The 15,704-nt window shown below is 68.8% G+C and carries 15 protein-coding genes; 8 read left to right on the forward strand and 7 right to left on the reverse strand.

Going from position 1 to position 15,704, the window contains the following annotated elements; translation table 11 throughout:
* Positions 1 to 138: 138 nt before the first annotated feature.
* The 4 genes from HKK74_RS14390 to HKK74_RS14405 are packed head-to-tail and all read left to right on the forward strand — an operon-like array spanning position 139 to position 2,027.
* Positions 139 to 891, forward strand: a complete 753-nt coding sequence (locus tag HKK74_RS14390; protein ID WP_246491550.1) for a helix-turn-helix domain-containing protein — start codon at positions 139 to 141, stop codon at positions 889 to 891.
* Complete coding sequence (locus HKK74_RS14395) at positions 888 to 1,382, forward strand: NUDIX hydrolase (protein ID WP_187243700.1); 495 nt, start codon at positions 888 to 890, stop codon at positions 1,380 to 1,382. The genes HKK74_RS14390 and HKK74_RS14395 overlap by 4 nt, the downstream gene beginning before the upstream one ends.
* A 52-nt stretch (positions 1,383 to 1,434) precedes the next feature.
* Positions 1,435 to 1,881, forward strand: coding sequence for a Rossmann-fold NAD(P)-binding domain-containing protein (locus HKK74_RS14400; RefSeq protein WP_246491551.1), 447 nt, complete (start codon positions 1,435 to 1,437; stop codon positions 1,879 to 1,881).
* Positions 1,878 to 2,027 (forward strand): hypothetical protein, encoded by a 150-nt coding sequence (locus HKK74_RS14405; protein ID WP_187243702.1) that lies wholly within the window; start codon positions 1,878 to 1,880, stop codon positions 2,025 to 2,027. The genes HKK74_RS14400 and HKK74_RS14405 overlap by 4 nt, the downstream gene beginning before the upstream one ends.
* 422 nt (positions 2,028 to 2,449) lie before the next feature.
* On the opposite strand, the gene HKK74_RS14410 is transcribed toward HKK74_RS14405, so the two are convergent.
* Positions 2,450 to 3,058, reverse strand: coding sequence for a dihydrofolate reductase family protein (locus HKK74_RS14410; protein ID WP_187243703.1), 609 nt, complete (start codon positions 3,056 to 3,058; stop codon positions 2,450 to 2,452).
* Positions 3,059 to 3,177: 119 nt separating this feature from the next.
* Here HKK74_RS14410 and HKK74_RS14415 point away from each other — a divergent pair, with 119 nt between their 5' ends.
* Positions 3,178 to 4,143 (forward strand): LysR family transcriptional regulator, encoded by a 966-nt coding sequence (locus HKK74_RS14415; protein ID WP_187243704.1) that lies wholly within the window; start codon positions 3,178 to 3,180, stop codon positions 4,141 to 4,143.
* A gap of 194 nt (positions 4,144 to 4,337) precedes the next feature.
* On the opposite strand, the gene HKK74_RS14420 is transcribed toward HKK74_RS14415, so the two are convergent.
* Positions 4,338 to 5,627 (reverse strand): protein kinase domain-containing protein, encoded by a 1,290-nt coding sequence (locus HKK74_RS14420; protein ID WP_187243705.1) that lies wholly within the window; start codon positions 5,625 to 5,627, stop codon positions 4,338 to 4,340.
* Positions 5,624 to 9,241 carry a protein kinase domain-containing protein gene (locus tag HKK74_RS14425; RefSeq protein ID WP_187243706.1) on the reverse strand — a complete coding sequence of 1,206 codons (3,618 nt, stop codon included), beginning with the start codon at positions 9,239 to 9,241 and terminating at the stop codon, positions 5,624 to 5,626. Before HKK74_RS14425 ends, HKK74_RS14420 begins: the two co-directional genes overlap by 4 nt.
* Before the next feature lie 232 nt (positions 9,242 to 9,473).
* Here HKK74_RS14425 and HKK74_RS14430 point away from each other — a divergent pair, with 232 nt between their 5' ends.
* Together HKK74_RS14430 and HKK74_RS14435 are read left to right on the forward strand one after the other, a co-directional pair.
* A complete protein-coding gene (locus HKK74_RS14430; RefSeq protein WP_246491581.1) occupies positions 9,474 to 9,797 on the forward strand; it encodes a DUF6194 family protein in 324 nt (107 codons plus the stop codon).
* A 253-nt stretch (positions 9,798 to 10,050) separates the two neighbouring features.
* Positions 10,051 to 10,257 carry a chaplin gene (locus HKK74_RS14435; RefSeq protein WP_187243708.1) on the forward strand — a complete coding sequence of 69 codons (207 nt, stop codon included), beginning with the start codon at positions 10,051 to 10,053 and terminating at the stop codon, positions 10,255 to 10,257.
* On the opposite strand, the gene HKK74_RS14440 is transcribed toward HKK74_RS14435, so the two are convergent.
* From HKK74_RS14440 to HKK74_RS14450, 3 genes are all read right to left on the reverse strand, one after another.
* A complete protein-coding gene (locus HKK74_RS14440) occupies positions 10,254 to 10,529 on the reverse strand; it encodes a hypothetical protein (RefSeq protein WP_187243709.1) in 276 nt (91 codons plus the stop codon). The two genes, HKK74_RS14435 and HKK74_RS14440, sit on opposite strands and share 4 nt — an antisense overlap.
* Before the next feature lie 86 nt (positions 10,530 to 10,615).
* Positions 10,616 to 11,824: an MFS transporter gene (locus HKK74_RS14445; protein ID WP_187243710.1), complete on the reverse strand. Its 1,209-nt coding sequence runs from the start codon at positions 11,822 to 11,824 to the stop codon at positions 10,616 to 10,618.
* Complete coding sequence (locus HKK74_RS14450; RefSeq protein WP_187243711.1) at positions 11,824 to 12,426, reverse strand: winged helix-turn-helix domain-containing protein; 603 nt, start codon at positions 12,424 to 12,426, stop codon at positions 11,824 to 11,826. Before HKK74_RS14450 ends, HKK74_RS14445 begins: the two co-directional genes overlap by 1 nt.
* A gap of 235 nt (positions 12,427 to 12,661) precedes the next feature.
* On the opposite strand from HKK74_RS14450, the gene HKK74_RS14455 reads away from it, so the two are divergent.
* Positions 12,662 to 14,179, forward strand: coding sequence for a ricin-type beta-trefoil lectin domain protein (locus HKK74_RS14455; RefSeq protein ID WP_222722262.1), 1,518 nt, complete (start codon positions 12,662 to 12,664; stop codon positions 14,177 to 14,179).
* A gap of 97 nt (positions 14,180 to 14,276) precedes the next feature.
* Here HKK74_RS14455 and HKK74_RS14460 read toward each other — a convergent pair whose 3' ends face one another.
* Complete coding sequence (locus tag HKK74_RS14460) at positions 14,277 to 15,266, reverse strand: hypothetical protein (protein WP_187243712.1); 990 nt, start codon at positions 15,264 to 15,266, stop codon at positions 14,277 to 14,279.
* Positions 15,267 to 15,704: the final 438 nt, after the last annotated feature.

Below are 15,704 nucleotides of genomic sequence, written 5' to 3' on the forward strand. Positions count from 1 at the left end.
TCACGGATCGGCACCGATTCGACCCTTTCAATGTCTCCGTGAGTGACGTCTACGATGCGCTGGGTAGCCGGTACATGGCCATGACAGCGCTAGACATCTACCGACATCTATCTGTCGTGGACATGCCGCAAGGTGTCCATGAATGGCACCATCGCCCGCATGAACGAGCGACTGCGTCGGGCAATGTTGCGCCGCGGGCTGGACACTGAGTCTCTGGCCGAGTCCGCCGAGGTGAGCGTCAAGAGCGTGGAGCGCTGGATACGCGGCGATGTCGTTCCGTACCCACGCAGCCGATACCGCGTCTCGGCGATCTTGCAGGAGGATGAGTCCTACCTGTGGCCCGGGTCCGTTGATAAGGCTTCTTTGACCGGAGCTGAGCTGATCTCGTCCTGGCCGCGGCGTAACGATGTACCGCAGCATCTGTGGACAGAACTTCTCCGCCAATCTGAGCGGAACGTCGACTACCTGGCGTACGCGGGTCTGTTCCTGGCAGAGGAACATCCGGATTGGATACCGCTGCTGCGAGCCCGTGCGGAATCTGGTGTCCGGGTACGGCTACTCATCGGCGATCCGCAAAGTCGGCAGTTGGCCTCTCGCGATACGGAGAAGCAGATCGGTGGAGGCGTCGCCGGGCGGGTAGCCGCCGTCCTGGCCTACTACAAGCCGTTGGCGGGAACGGTCGCGATCCGGTTGCACGACACACCGTTGTACAACTCTATCTACCGGTTCGACGACGACATGATCATTAACTCGCACGTGTACGGCATCCTCGCCGCGTACACACCGACTATGCACATCCGCCGGGTGGACGGCGCCTACTTCAACACCTACCTCGAGTCCTTCGAACGCGTATGGGCTTCCGCCCGGTCACTGGACGGCGGTGAAGCGTGAGTCCGAAGAGGAAGCGCCGGATAGACCACTGGCAGGACCCGAACGCTCCCGAGCCGACGAGCCGTAAGCCGTCCGCGAGCGTGCTCGTACGGGATGAAGCCGGCCGGGTGCTGCTCCTCCGCCGGACCGACAACGACCTGTGGACCATCCCAACCGGCGCCCTCGAGAAGAACGAGACGATCCGCGAATGCGGAATCCGTGAGTGTAAAGAGGAGACCGGCGTCGATATCGAGATCACGGGGCTCGTCGGAGTGTTCACCACGCCCGAGCACATCATCGAGTACCGCAAAGGCAAGAAGACAACCGAGGTACGCCAACCGGTCAACGTGTGCTTGCACGCCCGCCCGATCGGTGGCCAGGCCACCACGACCGATGAAGCGTCAGAGGTTCGCTGGGTGGCTCCAACGGACCTCGGCTCTTACGAGATCCATCCAGCGCTACGCCGCCGCATCGAACACGGCCTGAATCACGCAGAGCCACATGTCGACTGAAGCCTCGTACCTCGTGGCCCGACCGCCGCGCGTGGGCGGTAACAGCCGAAGTATGGCCGCAACCTTCGTGCCGCTCTTGGCATGTACGTGGCCAGACACCCTATATAGGACCGAGCTGCAGAATCGATTCAGCGCCTCCCTCTCCACTGAAGCGCTGATCCGCGCGCGGGGCGATATCTTGCACGGTCGTCCGGCGGCGGTCATCGAATACGGGAAGCTCGGCCGGTCGGTGGCAGCGATGCTGCATGCCAAGCATGTCGGCGTCACGGTCTACGACTCCGACCCTGTGCGGCGGACACAAGCCCTGTCCCAGGGGTTCCGGACCGCTTCCACGCTGGCCCAGGCGATCGCCGGGGCCGGCGTGATCGTGTGCGCCACCGGGAACCTGGCGCTACGCGAAGACGACTTCGCCAAGGTCGCCAACCGAGCGGTGAGGGACGCGACCGAACGCAGCCTGATCGCCGCGACCTGGCTGCGCTATTTCGATGGGACGTCATGAGCATCAGCACCGACGAGATCCGTTCCACCCTGGCCCGCTACCTGGGCCGCCACCCCGACGAGGCCGACCAGATCCGTCGTACCGTTTCGAACAGCCCCGAATCGGCCCGCAATGCACTGCCCGACGTCGGCAGGAGCTCCTTGTGACCGTCCCCCTCAACCCGGTCCACCATTGAACTCCTCCAGCCGTCGATGCCGAGATGATCATATTTCGGACGGAGCCGTCTCTGAGAGTGCCGCTGCGAGGATCTTTTGCTGCTGGGCGTCCCTACTGTGCCGCTCGCTCGCCCATGCCATGTACGAACAGCCGGGCCTCGTTGAGGGCTATAGAGTCGCTCGTTCATGTGCCGACGGACGCGCTCGCGCGGGTTCGGACACCACCCGCAGGTGACGCCACCTCCGGCTGAAAGCGACAACGCCCCACGATCGCGGCCGCCGAACCTGATCGCCTGCGGTCCGCTGCCGCCGGGCGCGGATCTGGCCTGAGCCTCACGGCGGATCCCGCCGCTCAGGAGGGCGACCCGCGCCCGTCGGCGTCACGTGGCTGGGTGTTCGTCCGTATTGCGCTGCTACACGGCGGAACCGTAGGAGGGCTCGCCCGCGTACTCGTAGGCGACGTAGACAACGCCGGACTTGGTGGTGGTCGACCTGATGAGTTCCAGTCCGGCCGGGGTGGTTCCGTCGGCGAACAGCCGCTTGCCCTGACCGAGGACGACGGGGAAGACCAGCAGATGGTACTCGTCGACCAGCTCGGCCGTCTGCAGCGTGCGAAGCAGGTCGCTGCTGCCCTGGACGAGGATCACCTCGTCGGTGCGCTTCTTGAGATCGGCGATCGTCTGGGCGGCCTCACCCGCCAGAACCTTGACGTTCTGCCACTCGGCGGTCATCGGGGTCCGCGTGGCCACGTACTTTCGCATGCCATTGATCTGCTCGGCGCCTTCTGCCTCGGACGCGTTCGGCCAGTAGGAGGCGAGGATCTCGTACGATCGGCGCCCCAACAGCATGGAGTCGGCCTGCTCGAACACCGCGCCCATGACCTGGTCAAACCCCTCATCCACATGCGGCGCCATCCATCCGCCCTGCCGGAAACCGCCGGAGTCGTCCTCGCTCGGCCCGGCGGGAGCCTGCATGACGCCATCCAACGAAACGGAGGTCGCAACCACCAGCCTGCTCGTCATCGTCGCTCCTTCTGCGTACTGGTCGATTGGGGGTCCAGGACACAACAGCAGGTGGCACGGGTCCAGCAGATCTTTGGCCTAAGTTGACAACCATCGGTTGTCGCCTAAGGTCAGCGAGCATGGATCTCGACTTGGCCCAGGTTCGGGGGTTCGTGGCGGTGGCCGAGCGGCTGCACTTCGGCCGGGCCGCAGCGACGCTGTTCGTCTCCCAGCAGGCGTTGTCCAAGCGGATCCAGCGCCTGGAACAGGCCATCGGCGAGCCGCTGTTCGTACGGGGGAAGCACGGCGTGGAGCTGAACGCGGTGGGGGCTCGGTTCTTGCCGTATGCCCGTGAGCTGATCGCTGCCGCTGATGCCGCCGTCGTGGCGGCCAGGTCTGATTCGCGGCCGTTGCGCGTCGACGTGTGGGGGCATCTCCAAGCGCCGCTGCGCCTTGTTTCCCGTCTGATCCGCGAATGCCCTGACCTGCTGGTCGATGTGAGCATGCGCCGCAGCCTGGGTGCCGCGGCCGATGCGCTGCAGCGCGGGGAGATCGATGCGGCCTTTGGACGCGTCCATGACCTGGCGGACCCGTGGCCGACGCGTCTGAGGAGTCGGCTCGTGTATCTGGAGCGCGACGCGATCGGGCTCCCCGCAGCCCACCGCCTCGGCAACGCCGCGGTCATCCAGACCAGCGAGCTACGGGGCGAACGCCTGTGGATGCCCGGCACGGCGACTCCACCCGAGGTGATGGGGTTTTGTCGCCGGTTCGCCGAGCACTTCGGAATGGAGCTGGACACCGGAGGTCACAACCTGGGGCCGGATCACGTGCTCGATGTGCTCGGTTCGGATCCGATCGCGTGCACGCTGGTCGGGAGCGACTGGCATGTCCCAGCCGATGCGGCGGTCCGGAAAGTCCAGCTCCGACCCCAGCCGTGCTTTCCGTGGTCGCTGGTGTGGCGCGACGGCGATCGGCACCCGCACCCGCACCTGCCACGGCTGCTCGGGTTCGTCGAGAAGACCGGCCGCGATGAGGACTGGCTCGTCTGTCGCCCCGGCCGCGACTGGATGCCGGAGATCGACCTCCCAGACCTCGTCCACGGTTGACCCCGAACCGGCGTTTTCGCAGTTCACGCCGCCGTAATGAGTTGAAGGACGACTGCTGAAGCCGTCCTAGCCAGTCGGCACCGGTCGCGAGCTAAGGCCGCCGTATCGTCTGCGGTGCCACGCGCAGCCGACCGCGAACAACTGCATGATCACGGCGATGAGGGGGGCGGGCGTATCGAGGTGCCCGCATTCCGTCACGTCTGCTCGAGTGCGTGGCGGAGGTCGGCGGCGGTGGTGAACCCGATGGCCGGACGGTCGCGCAGCGCCTGGTCGAGGGTCTCGGCGAGGCGCACGGGGACGGCGGGGTTCCGTTCCCGTACGGGGACCGGTGCGTCCTGCAACACGACCTGCCAGGGGTCCTTGGCAGGCGGGAAGTCGCGGGGGAACGCCCCGGTGAGCATCCAGTACAGGCAGGCGGCGAGGGCCCACACGTCCACCTCGGGCTTGCTGTACTTGAAGTTGATGACCTGCTGCCTCGGCATGAAGTACGGCTTGCCCATGGCGCTGCCGGTACGGGTGAGCCCGCTGAGACCGGCCTGGTCGAACGACTTGGCGAGCCCGAAGTCACTGACCTTCGCCACGGGGCCCTCGCCGAGCGGTCCGGGCTGCAGCAGGACGTTGTGCGGCGTCAGGTCGCGGTGCACGACGCCCTGCCGGTGAGCGTGACCGAGACCGTCGAGCACCTGGAACGCGATGGGCAGCGCCTCCTGGACGGTGAGGACGCCGCCGCGCCCGGTGACGAGGTCGTGCACGCTGCCACCGGCGCAATATTCCAGGGTGAAGAAGAACGTCCGGCCGTCGCTGCCGAGGTCGTACAGCGAGGCGATGTGGGGGTGCCGCAGCTTGTGGCTGACCTCGGCCTCTCGCAGGAACCGCTCGCGCGCCCGATCATCCGCCGCCACCTTGGGCAGCATGGCCTTGACCGCGATGGGGATCCCGGTGACCTTGTGCCGGGCGAGGAAGACCGCGCCCATTCCGCCTCGTCCGAGCTCGCGCTCCAGCCGGTAGTCGGCGAGCGCGGCCAGGGCGGGCTCGCCGCCCGCCGCCCGGTCGACCAGGTGCCGTACCACCTCGCCCGGGTCGGACGGTGTGAGCGCCGGGCCGGGAGGCTCCGACTCTGGGGCATCGATGTGCACGCGCAGCACGGTCGGGCCCAGAGCGATCTCGTCGCCGCTGCGGAGGTCGTACTCGGGGAACAGCGAGTGGTCCGCCTCCCCGGGTGCCTGGCCGGCCTCCCGCTGCCCGATCTTGACGCCGTTGACGTACGTGCCGTTGAGGCTGCCGAAGTCGCGGACGCGGATGTCCGGCGGGTTGATGTCCAGCAGGCAGTGGTGCCGCGAGATGGTGCGGTGGTCGCTGTCGTCGGGAACCCGCGGCGAACAATCCGCCGCGCGCCCGACGATGCAGGTCGAGCGTTCGCCGAGGACGAACCTCCGGCCCCGCAGTGCCCCCTCGGTGACCTCCAGCGTGACGGTCGCCTTCATACCTGCCAGTCCTCCGAAAGGCGTTCCAGCTCCGCCCGTACGCCCGCGGAGGACAACCAGCCGTAACCGGCGTACTCGAGCCGGCGGATCAGGCCCTCGAACTCCTCCTCCGACCAGGACCGCCTGCCATGCCCGGAGAACGCCGGAGTCATCTGCCGAGCGAGGAACTGCTCCAGGAAGGGCCGCGCGCCGTCGTCCCACCCGGCCGGGTCGTGGACCTGGAGTTCCCAGTCGAGCTCCCATGTACGGACGGTCTCGTCCATGTCCGCCGACAGGGCGAAACGGCCGTCGGCACTGAGATCGACGCTGGTCACGCGGTTGGTGTGACCGGTGAGGGTGCGCAGGCATTCGCCGGTGTCCACGTCCCACAGCCGGAGGGCGGCGTCCTCGCCGCCGGAGAGCGCGAAGCGCCCGTCGGCGCTCATGCTGAGCGCCTTCACGTTGTCGACGGCGTCGGTGAGGGTCCGCAGGCATCGCCCGGTGGCCAGATCCCACAGCCGGATGTCGGGGTCCGCTCCCCCGGACAGGACGAGCCGTCCGTCGGCACTGAGGCACACCGCGCGGAGCAACCTGGTGTGCCCGGTCAGCGGGGGCAACTGACGATCGCCGGTCAGGTCCCATACCTGGACCTGCTGTTCCCCGTTCGCGATGAGCGCCAGACGTCCGTCGTCGCTCAGGGCGATGGAGTGCACGCCGTTGGCCCCTACTACGGATCGCACGCAGCGGCCGGCCTGTGTGTCGTACAGCCGCACGGTGTGTTCCATCCGGCCTTGTGTGAGCGCCAGGCGGCCGTCGAAGCTCAGGCGGATCTCGCTGAGACCGCGCGTTCCCTCGAACGTGCGCAGGCAGCGGCCCTCCGCGACGTCCCAGAACCGGAGGTCGCCGTTGCAATGGCCGATCAGCGCGAAGCGGCCGGAGCCGCTCAGTGCGGCCGCGTCGACCCCGTCGTGCCCGTCGAAGGTGCGCAGGCAACGACCGGTCTCGATCTCCCACAACCGCGCGGTCTCGTCCCAGCTCTGGCTGATGGCGAGGGTCCCGTCGGCGCTCGCGTTCACGTGCTTCACCCATTCGGCGTGCCCGTCAAGGGTCCGGGACGCCCAGGCGGCCCTGAGTCCCGTCCGTACGCAGGTCCGCGCGAGCGTCCGCCACGCGGGCAACACCCGGGGCGCCCGCTCGTGCCCCGGGAGTCCCCTGGCCGTCGTCAGCAGGTCGAGCGCCTCCCGCGGACGCCCCTCGGCGGTGGCCCGCTCGGCCTCGTCGACCAGTGACTCCACCCGCGCGTCGAGGTCGGACAGCTCAGCAGTGGAACGCGGGCGGCAGGGCATGAGCGAACACCAGTACTGATCGCGTTCGGGCAGCTCCCACAACCGGACGCTTCCCTCGCCCCCGGCCGACAGCGCCAGCCGTCCGTCGGGGGTCATGCAGACCGAGGCGACGTGGCTGGTGTGCCCTTCGAAGGAGCGCAGACAGCGGCCGGTCTCGACGTCCCACAGCCGTACGACCCGGTCCCAGCCCGCCGACACCGCCCGGCGTCCGTCGTCACTGACCCAGACCGCCAGCACCTCGGCGGTGTGCCCCTCGAACGTCCGCACGCAGTCGCCGGTCTCGACGTTCCACAGCCGAACAGTACGATCGGGGCCGCCGGACAGGGCCCAGCGGCCGTCGGGGCTCAGATGCACCGCGGACACCGTGTCCGTGTGCCCCTCGAAGGTGCGAAGGCACCTGCCGGTCTCCATGTCCCACAGCCGTGGCTCGTATTTGCCAACGGTGCCGGAGAGCCCCAGGCGGCCGTCGGCGCTCAGCCACACCGAGTGCTTGACGATGCCGTTCCAGTTGTGCCGAGGCCCGGCCACGATGCGGTCGCCGATGCCCGGCCGCCACTCCCGTACGGTCCCGTCGTTGCTCCCGAACAGGGCGACGGCCCCGTCGGCCCGCAGGCACGCGGATTCCACGCTCGCGTCATGGACGTGGGCGCTGAGGCACTGTCCGGTCCGCAGGTCCCACAGCCGCAGGGTGTCATGCCAGCCGTCCCCCACGATCTCCTGTCCGGTGGTCAGCAGCCTCGTCCCGTCCAGGCTCAGGCAGACCACCTTCACCCCGCCGTGCGCTTGGAACGCGGCCAAAACGCGGCCGTCCACAAAATCCAGGAGCCGCACCGTGCCATCGCCGTCACCGGTGACCGCATAACGACCATCAGCGCTCAGGCGGGCCGTCGCCCAGGACGGATGCTCCACGGCGCTCAGCAGGTCGCCGCCGCCGATCCGGCCGGAACGCGCGATGTCAAGAGAACCCTGGATCTCCTCGTTCCCGGGCTCCCGCCGACCCGCCTCCTCCAGCAGGGGTACGGCCGTAGCGAGATCGCCGCGCTCCAGATGGACGTTCGCGAGCAGGTGCCCGGCGCGGGCGGACTCGCCCGTGCTGGCGTACACGGCTCCGAGGTCGCGCACGAGCCTTTCGTCGGTGATGCGGCCTGCCCGCCAGTGCAGGACGCCGGCGTTGTACGTGGCTTCGGGATGCTGAGGGTCGACCGCCAGCGCCTCCTGGAACGCCGCATCCGATTCTTCCCGCCGGCCGAGGTCGAGCAGGGACAGGGCACGGTTGTTCAGCTCATCCGCCCGCAGCCGCGCCGCGACGGGCTCCGGCCGGGGGTACGGCCGGCCGGTCTCGTCCGTATGGATCCGGCTCAGTATGGCGGCCACCTCGGACATCGAGCCGGGGCGTTCGGCCGGGTCATCGCGCAGGCAACGGGCGAGCAGGGCGGCGACCGCCGCCGGCATGCCCATCCGGGCGAGCTCGCCCCGTTCGCGGAGATCGGCGAGGGCCGCACCCGCCACGGGCCCGGCCATCCAGCTCACCTCGCCGGTGAACATCTCCAGCACAGTGACGGCGAAGCTCCAGATGTCGGTGGCCCTACCGAGATCCGCGCCCGCCATCTGTTCCGGCGAGGCATAGGCCGGTGTCATCCCACCGCTGCTCACCAGGACGCTCGCTCCGGCCACCGAGCCGGAGCCGGAGGGCACGGACACGGGCACGGGGCGTGCGCGGGCGAGCCCGAAGTCGGTGACCTTGGCGGTCCCGGCCGCGTCGAGCAGCACGTTGGCCGGCTTCATGTCCTGGTGAACCAGGCCCTGGTCATGCGAATGCTGCAAGCCCCAGGCGACCTGAATCGCCACGTCAAGGACGCGCGCCAAGGCCTGCTGCCCACCACCGTGATGAAGACGGCGCTCATCGATCCATTCGCGCAGGCTCCCGCCGTCCATGTATTCGGCGAACACCCGCGGAATCCCGCCGAGGGTGCGCACGTAGTAACAGCTGCACACGTGCGGATGCAGGCCCAGCGAAACCCAGGTCTCCGCCTCGCGGACGAACCTTTCCCGGTCCGCGTCACCGCGGAACAGTTCGGGGCGCGGGCTCTTGACCGCGAGCTCGGTGTTCCAGGCGAGGTGGCGGACTCGGTAGACCACGCCCATGCCGCCTTGCTCATAGACGTCCAGGACCTCGTACAGGCCAATGACACGGTCGCCCACGGCCCAGGTGGCGGAGACCTCCGACTCCGCCTGACGGGGCGTTCCGGCGAGCAGGCTCTCGACCGCGTGCCGGTCGGTTCTTGTCACTCCCGCTCGCCGCGCCGCCGACGCCTCCGACGCCTCCGACGAATGGCCTTGCCCCCGGCTCCCCCGAAGCCACCGCCCCTTGCTCATCGGCTCACCCGCGTTCGATCGTGATGGCCCAGGGCCATCACCATAACCACATGAGCCCGGCACAGCCGGTCGTCGGCCGACCGGTCGCTTCGCCGCATCGGCCCGTCCGCCACCACCTGGCCCGTGGATCACTCGGTGCGCCGGCCTGGTCGTCAGCCCGGACGGCCGATGGCGACCTACACCTCGCGGTTCGGGCCCGCCGACCGACCGGGACGAGCACGGTGTGCTCGACACGGGATTCGATTACTCGGCGCGGGACCAGGTCATGCCACACCCGTACTACGGATCGCAGTACTGGGTCGGTGTGGTCAGCCCGGCCGCGAACACCATCGATGAGGTACGGCACCTGCTCGACGAAGCCCACCGGTTCGCGGCCCGCAAGCACGCCAACCGAAGCGCCAGGGGGACCCGAGACGGTTCGGTCCTGGACGCGACGCCTCGCGTCTCCGCCGCGCCCCCCGAAGGGTGATCATCTGGCGACGCAAGCGGCGCGCCCGGACCTCCGCTCTGGAGTGCCGCACCGGTGGAAACGACTGCGACCCGAGTGAACGGTGACGCTCCGATTACTTGGCGATGATGCTCTCGGCTTGTCTTTGAGTCTCCCTGGATCTTCTCCGGTAAGTAGTCGGGTAGCTACGGTACGTGTCGCCGGTCATCCGGCCGGCGGCCGGACCTGAATGTCAGGAAGGGCCGTACCGGCCCTTACGTCCGGAAGGACTCACATGCTCAAGAAGTTCGCCGCCACTGGGATCGTGACGGTCGCGGCCGCCGGTGCGCTCATGGTGGCCTCGCCCGCGTCCGCGCACGACAGCACGACCAATGAGGGCTCGCTCCTGAGCGGCAATCAGCTCAGCGTTCCGATCTCCATCCCCATCAATGTTTGTGGGAACGCGCTGGCCGTCCTCGGCTCCGCGAGGGCCAGCTGCTAGCAGGCCCGCTGCCCCGCACCACGGAGCGTTCGGGCGCGCTCGACATGCTCCACCACAGGAACACCGGGTCGGAAAAAGGGCCCGGTGTTCCTGCCCGTAAGGGGAGGGCTGCGCGCGCCAAAGGCATCTCGTCGCAGGTGCTCCCGGATCAGAACCCGCCCGCCGCGATGGTCGTGCTTGATCGCGTTGTGCACGAGGTTGCCGACGAGCCGTGCCAGCAACACCGGGTCGGCGCTCACGGTGACCGGCGCGAGGTCCACCTCCAGAGCCACGCCACCGGCGTCCGGATGTCCCTGCCAAAGACCTAAGGCGTACGTGACCGGAAGCGGCCCGGGTCCGCGGAGGCACCTCCATGCGGTCACTCGCATGAGACGGCCGCCGCCCGGGCCGGGGCCGTCAATCGGCGGCCGGACCACAGGTGGACGGCGGCGGTGAGCATGCCGAGGACGATGGTCGCGAGCAGCAGACGGTAGTCGAGCAGGGAGATCAGTGCCGCGCCGGCGGCGAGGGAGATGGTCTGTGGCCCGCTGGTCATCGTCTCGGCGGCGGTGGAGACCCGGCCGATCAATGGCTGGGGCGTCCGCTTTTGCAGGACGGTGGCGAACCCGACCATGGCGAGGGTGATGCCCGCACCGGCCATGGCCTTGCCCGCGAGCACGGTCGTCAGAACCGAAGGGATGCACAGGCCGCAACCCGTTCCGAAGGCGGCCAGGCCGATCGCGATCGCGGCAAGCTCGCCGACACGGCCGATGATCCGGGCGGCGCCGATGCCCGCGGCGATGCAGCCGGCGCCTTGGGCGGAGGCGAGCACGCCGATGAACTCCGGTGGCCGATGCAGTCCCTGGTCCACGATGGCGAAGGACACCGACTCGATGAGGCCGACGACCAGCCACGCAATGGCCCCGGCGGTCATCGCGCGACGCAGTACGGGCTCGGCCGCCAGGTGCCGCAGCCCCGCGGTCATCTCGTCCCACAAGTGCAGGCCCGCCCGCTCCGGGGACCGCTCGCGGAGTCGCATCGCCGCGATCGAGGCCGCCGCCGCGAGGAAGGTGGCCGCGTCGATCGCCGCGACGGCGGTCCCGCCCAGCGTGGCGAACAGCGCCGCTCCGACCAGCGGGCCGCCCAGCCGCAGCCCTTCCTTCACCGTCTGCAACGCTCCGTTGGCGGTGGCCAGTGCCTCTTCGGCGACCAACTCTTTGAGCAGCCCGTTGAGCGCGGACGTGATGGCGACCCAGGAGATCCCGTACAGGGCGGCGACCAGGTAGATGATCCACACGTCATCGCGGCCGTGGACGGCGAGGAGAGGAAGCAGCATCAGCGCCGAAGCGAGGTTGGCGCCGATCAGAAAACGGCGACGCGGGAACCGGTCCACCAGCCAGCCACCGAGCGGGGCGGCCGCACAAGGCAGGGCCACGAAGAGCAGCACCAGGCCGGCGGCGCTGTTGGAGCCGGTGAGCGTCTTGACCCAGATGGCGAAGACCAGCAGCATCAGCGAGTCGCCGAACATGCTGACGGCCAGACCGCCGAACAGCAGCCGCATGTCGCGGCCTCGCAGCGGCGCCCCCATCACATGGCGTTCCGGGCCGGCGGCGGCTCGCCGGGCAGCGGATCCGCGGGGAACGCCCAGGCGAACATCCGGATCCGGCGTGCACCCTCGGGGCGTTTGGACGGATCGACCATCCGCTCACGCCGGCGGAAGATGATCGCGGCGATCTCTGCGTTGACCTCGGCCAACTCCTCGGCCGTCAGCCACGCCGAGGTCTGGCTGAAATTCGCCGCGTCCTGCCACTCGGGCGGGTCGGTACGCCGCCACGCCAGCCACGAACGCAAGCTACCGACCTCCTCATCCAGCAGCACCGCACTCAGCTCGTCACTGGCGGCGGCCAGCTCGCCGGACTCTTCGCTGTCTCCCCATTGCAGTGGTCGTCCCACCGGGCGCCACGGACGCTGCCGTCCCTTGCCTTCACCGGTCTCCTCAACGAAACCGTGCTTGGACAGCTGACGGAGATGCCACGAACAGTTCGCGGGGCTCTCATCGACCACCTCGGCGACCTCGGTGGCCGTCGCGGTGCCCCGCTCGTACAAGACCTGCAGCACCCGCAGCCGTACGGGGTGTGCCAGCACCCGGAGCTCTCGTGGATCCCGCAGCTTGCGCATGGGCTCGTCCATGTTTGGAGCCTAGCTCTCAAAAGACCCTTTCGAAAGACTCTTTCGACGCGATGCGCCTGGCGCATCGGGATGCCCGGTCACCGAGAGATCAAAGCAGCGAGACGACACCGTCGGGTCCACACCGAGCCCGTTCGCCAACTCTGGATCATTTGGGCCTTGACGGCGGATCGGACAACTGTAAAGGTTCCTTTCAGAGCGCTCTCACGTCTCGTCCACCCCCCGCTGAAGGACTCCCGTGAGACTCACCGCGCTGACCGGCGCGGCGGTGTTCGCCGTCGCGCTCGTCCTCCCCGCCCCAGGCGCACATGCCGCCCCGTCCCCCGATCCCCGCCCGGTCGCGACCGCCACGGCAGTGACCATGCAGCAGGCGCTGCAACGCGATCTCGATCTGACTCCCGCGCGGGCGCGCGTCCGCCAGGCACACGAGGCGGCCGCGGCCCTCGTTGAACGGCGGGTACGTGCCCGCCTCGCCGATCGGTTCGCAGGCACCTGGTACGCCCCCGAGCGGCAACGGCTGGCCGCCGGTGTCCTGAACGCACGCGACGCCGGCCTCGTCCGCGCGGCAGGCGCCGAGCCCGTCACCGTACGGCGCAGCGACAAGCAGCTGACCGCGATTAAGGCGGCGCTCGACCGGTCCGCCGCAGCCGCCGGCAAGAAGGTGTACGGCTGGTACGTCGACCCGGCCGCCAACATGGTCGTGGTCTCGGCGGTCGACCGCGCCGCCGCCGAGAGGTTCGTCACGGCCGGCGCCGCCGACCGTACAGCGGTGCACGTCACCGTCGGCCGGCCCGCGCGGCCGGTGTACGACATACGAGGCGGCGACCAGTACGTCATCAACGGCAACACCCTCTGCTCGGTGGGCTTCGCGGTGAACAACGGCGGCTTCGTCACCGCCGGGCACTGCGGGCGCGCCGGGAGCCCCACCCTCGGATACAACAACGTCGGCCAGGGCACCTTCGCCGGGTCGTCCTTCCCCGACAACGACTACGCGTGGGTGCGCACCAACGGCGACTGGACGCCACGCCCCTGGGTCAACAACCACGGCGGCGGCAACGTCACGGTGGCCGGCTCCCAGGAAGCGCCGATCGGGGCGTCGATCTGCCGCTCCGGGCGTACCACCGGCTGGCGCTGCGGCGTCGTCCAGGCCAAGAACGTGACCGTGAACTACTCGGGATCGCTGGTCTACGGACTCACCCAGACCAGCGCCTGCGCCGAAGGAGGCGACTCCGGCGGCCCCTACATCACCGGCGACCAGGCCCAAGGCGTCACCTCCGGCGCTTCCGGCAACTGCTCCAGCGGTGGCACGACCTTCTACCAGCCGGTCAACGAGATCCTGAACGTGTACGGCCTGAGCCTGACGACGACGGGCGGCGGGAGCACGAGCCGGATCATCGGCTGGCAGGACAAGTGCATCGACGTGCCCAATTCCAACGGCGTCGACGGGCAGCGCCTGCAACTGTGGGACTGCAACCCCACCGACGCCCAGAAATGGACGTTCCCGGGGGACGGCACCATCCGTGCCTTCGGGCTGTGCATGGACGTCGCCTGGGGCTCCACCGCCAACGGCGCCGCCATCCAGTTGGCTCGGTGCAGCGGCAACCCCGCCCAGCAGTTCGTCCTCAGCGGCGCCGGCGACCTGGTCAACCCCCAGGCGAACAAGTGCGTCGACGTCACCGGCTGGGGCGGCACCGGCACCCCGCTCCAGTTGTGGGACTGCACCGGCGGCGCCAACCAGAAATGGCGCCGCGGCTGACCCCAACGCTCGTCCAGGCGCCGACGGCCGGGTCGCGGAGCCGCGACCCGGCCGTCCGCATCGCTTCGTCACGCGGCCGTTTCCCTCGACCGTGCGGTCATCCGTCGAAGCGGCGTACCGGAACCGAGGTGAGAGCCTGAACGGCGGCGGCGATCTGCTCGACGCTGTGATCCAGCATTTGATCGGCCAGCGAAAGCGGAGAACCGTAGTAGCGGAGGTCCAGCCGGGCCCCTTTCGCCTTCCCGCGCCCCATCCGCGCGAGCACCGGCTCCGGGTCGGCCAGGACGAAGGCGACCACCCGATGGCGGGTCTTCGTGAGCGCCGTCGTGCGTTGCGGGAGCACGCGTACTTCGGCGACCTCCTGCCAGCTCACACGCACGTCCAGGAGGAGGCTGGAGATTCCCTGCCGATCCAGCACCGCGGCCCCGCGACCCGGCCGTAGCCCCATGATCGCGAGGATCGCGAAGTAGGCCAGGACGAGCGTCAGCAGGATCGCGGCGACGATCGCCGGGACGTAGAGGAAGATCTCTTCCTCGACGAGCGACACCGCGACCGCGGCGACCCATGGCACCGCCACTCCGGCGTACCAGCTGACCAGGGTCTTGCGGCTATAGCGGACGGTGAGGCTCTCGCCGACACCGACACCGACACCTGCGGGTTCCGCCCGGCCGATGGTCGAGGTGACGGTCTCGCCGGCGAGCAGGCTGGGGGCGTTGGCGTTCTCCATCCGGATGAACGCGAGCCGCAACCTCGTGAGCCTGACCACGTCCCAGAAGAAGGCCACCGCACAACTCGCGAACACGAGCGCGGACAACTGCGGCCAGCGCGGTACGGAGCCGGACACCACCAGCAACGTGGCGACGCCGAACGTAACGGGAATGGACCACAGCGACCGCAGTGAACGCAGCCACCATCGGCCGCCCAGATTCGTCCGTGCGTATCCGACCGCGACCGCTGCCACGCTCGGGTCGGGGTGTGCCGCCGCGCTTCGCAGCAGGTCCCGCCGGGTCCGGCGGTCGAGCCGTTTCCACGCGTCCACCGCGACGGATCCCCTGGGGATGGGCGGTGACCACGATCCAGTCTCCACGCGTACATCTCTCCTTCGGCGGCCGAGACCGGACCGGTCACATGCCACGACATGCCGATCCTCCTCGGCCCCTGGAGATGGTAATGGGAGCCTGAATGGCCGCAAACGCCGGGATCGGCGCGGCTTCGAGCTTATGATCTTCTGTGATCATCGCGCTCTTCGAGAGCACGGGTTCTCACACTCGCGAAAGGCAGTGCTTTCCCATGGGCATTTTCGACGGATCGTCCGAGCCGGAGGAGTCGACCGAGGAAGCTCTCGACGCGCTAGAGGACGCGTTGGAAGACGTGGGCATCGACATCGAGATCGACGGCGACTGATCCACTGCACGACCGGCCTTGAGATTTCGATCGAAGGGGAGGCCGGGTGATCCGGCCTTCCCCTTCGATCGTGTTCAACGATGAGGTCCCCCGACCTGCCCGCCAACCGCCTATAGCGACG

Origin of the sequence: Actinomadura alba (assembly GCF_014323705.1) — a bacterium.
In the GTDB taxonomy this organism is placed as follows: Bacteria; Actinomycetota; Actinomycetes; order Streptosporangiales; family Streptosporangiaceae; genus Actinomadura_C; species Actinomadura_C alba.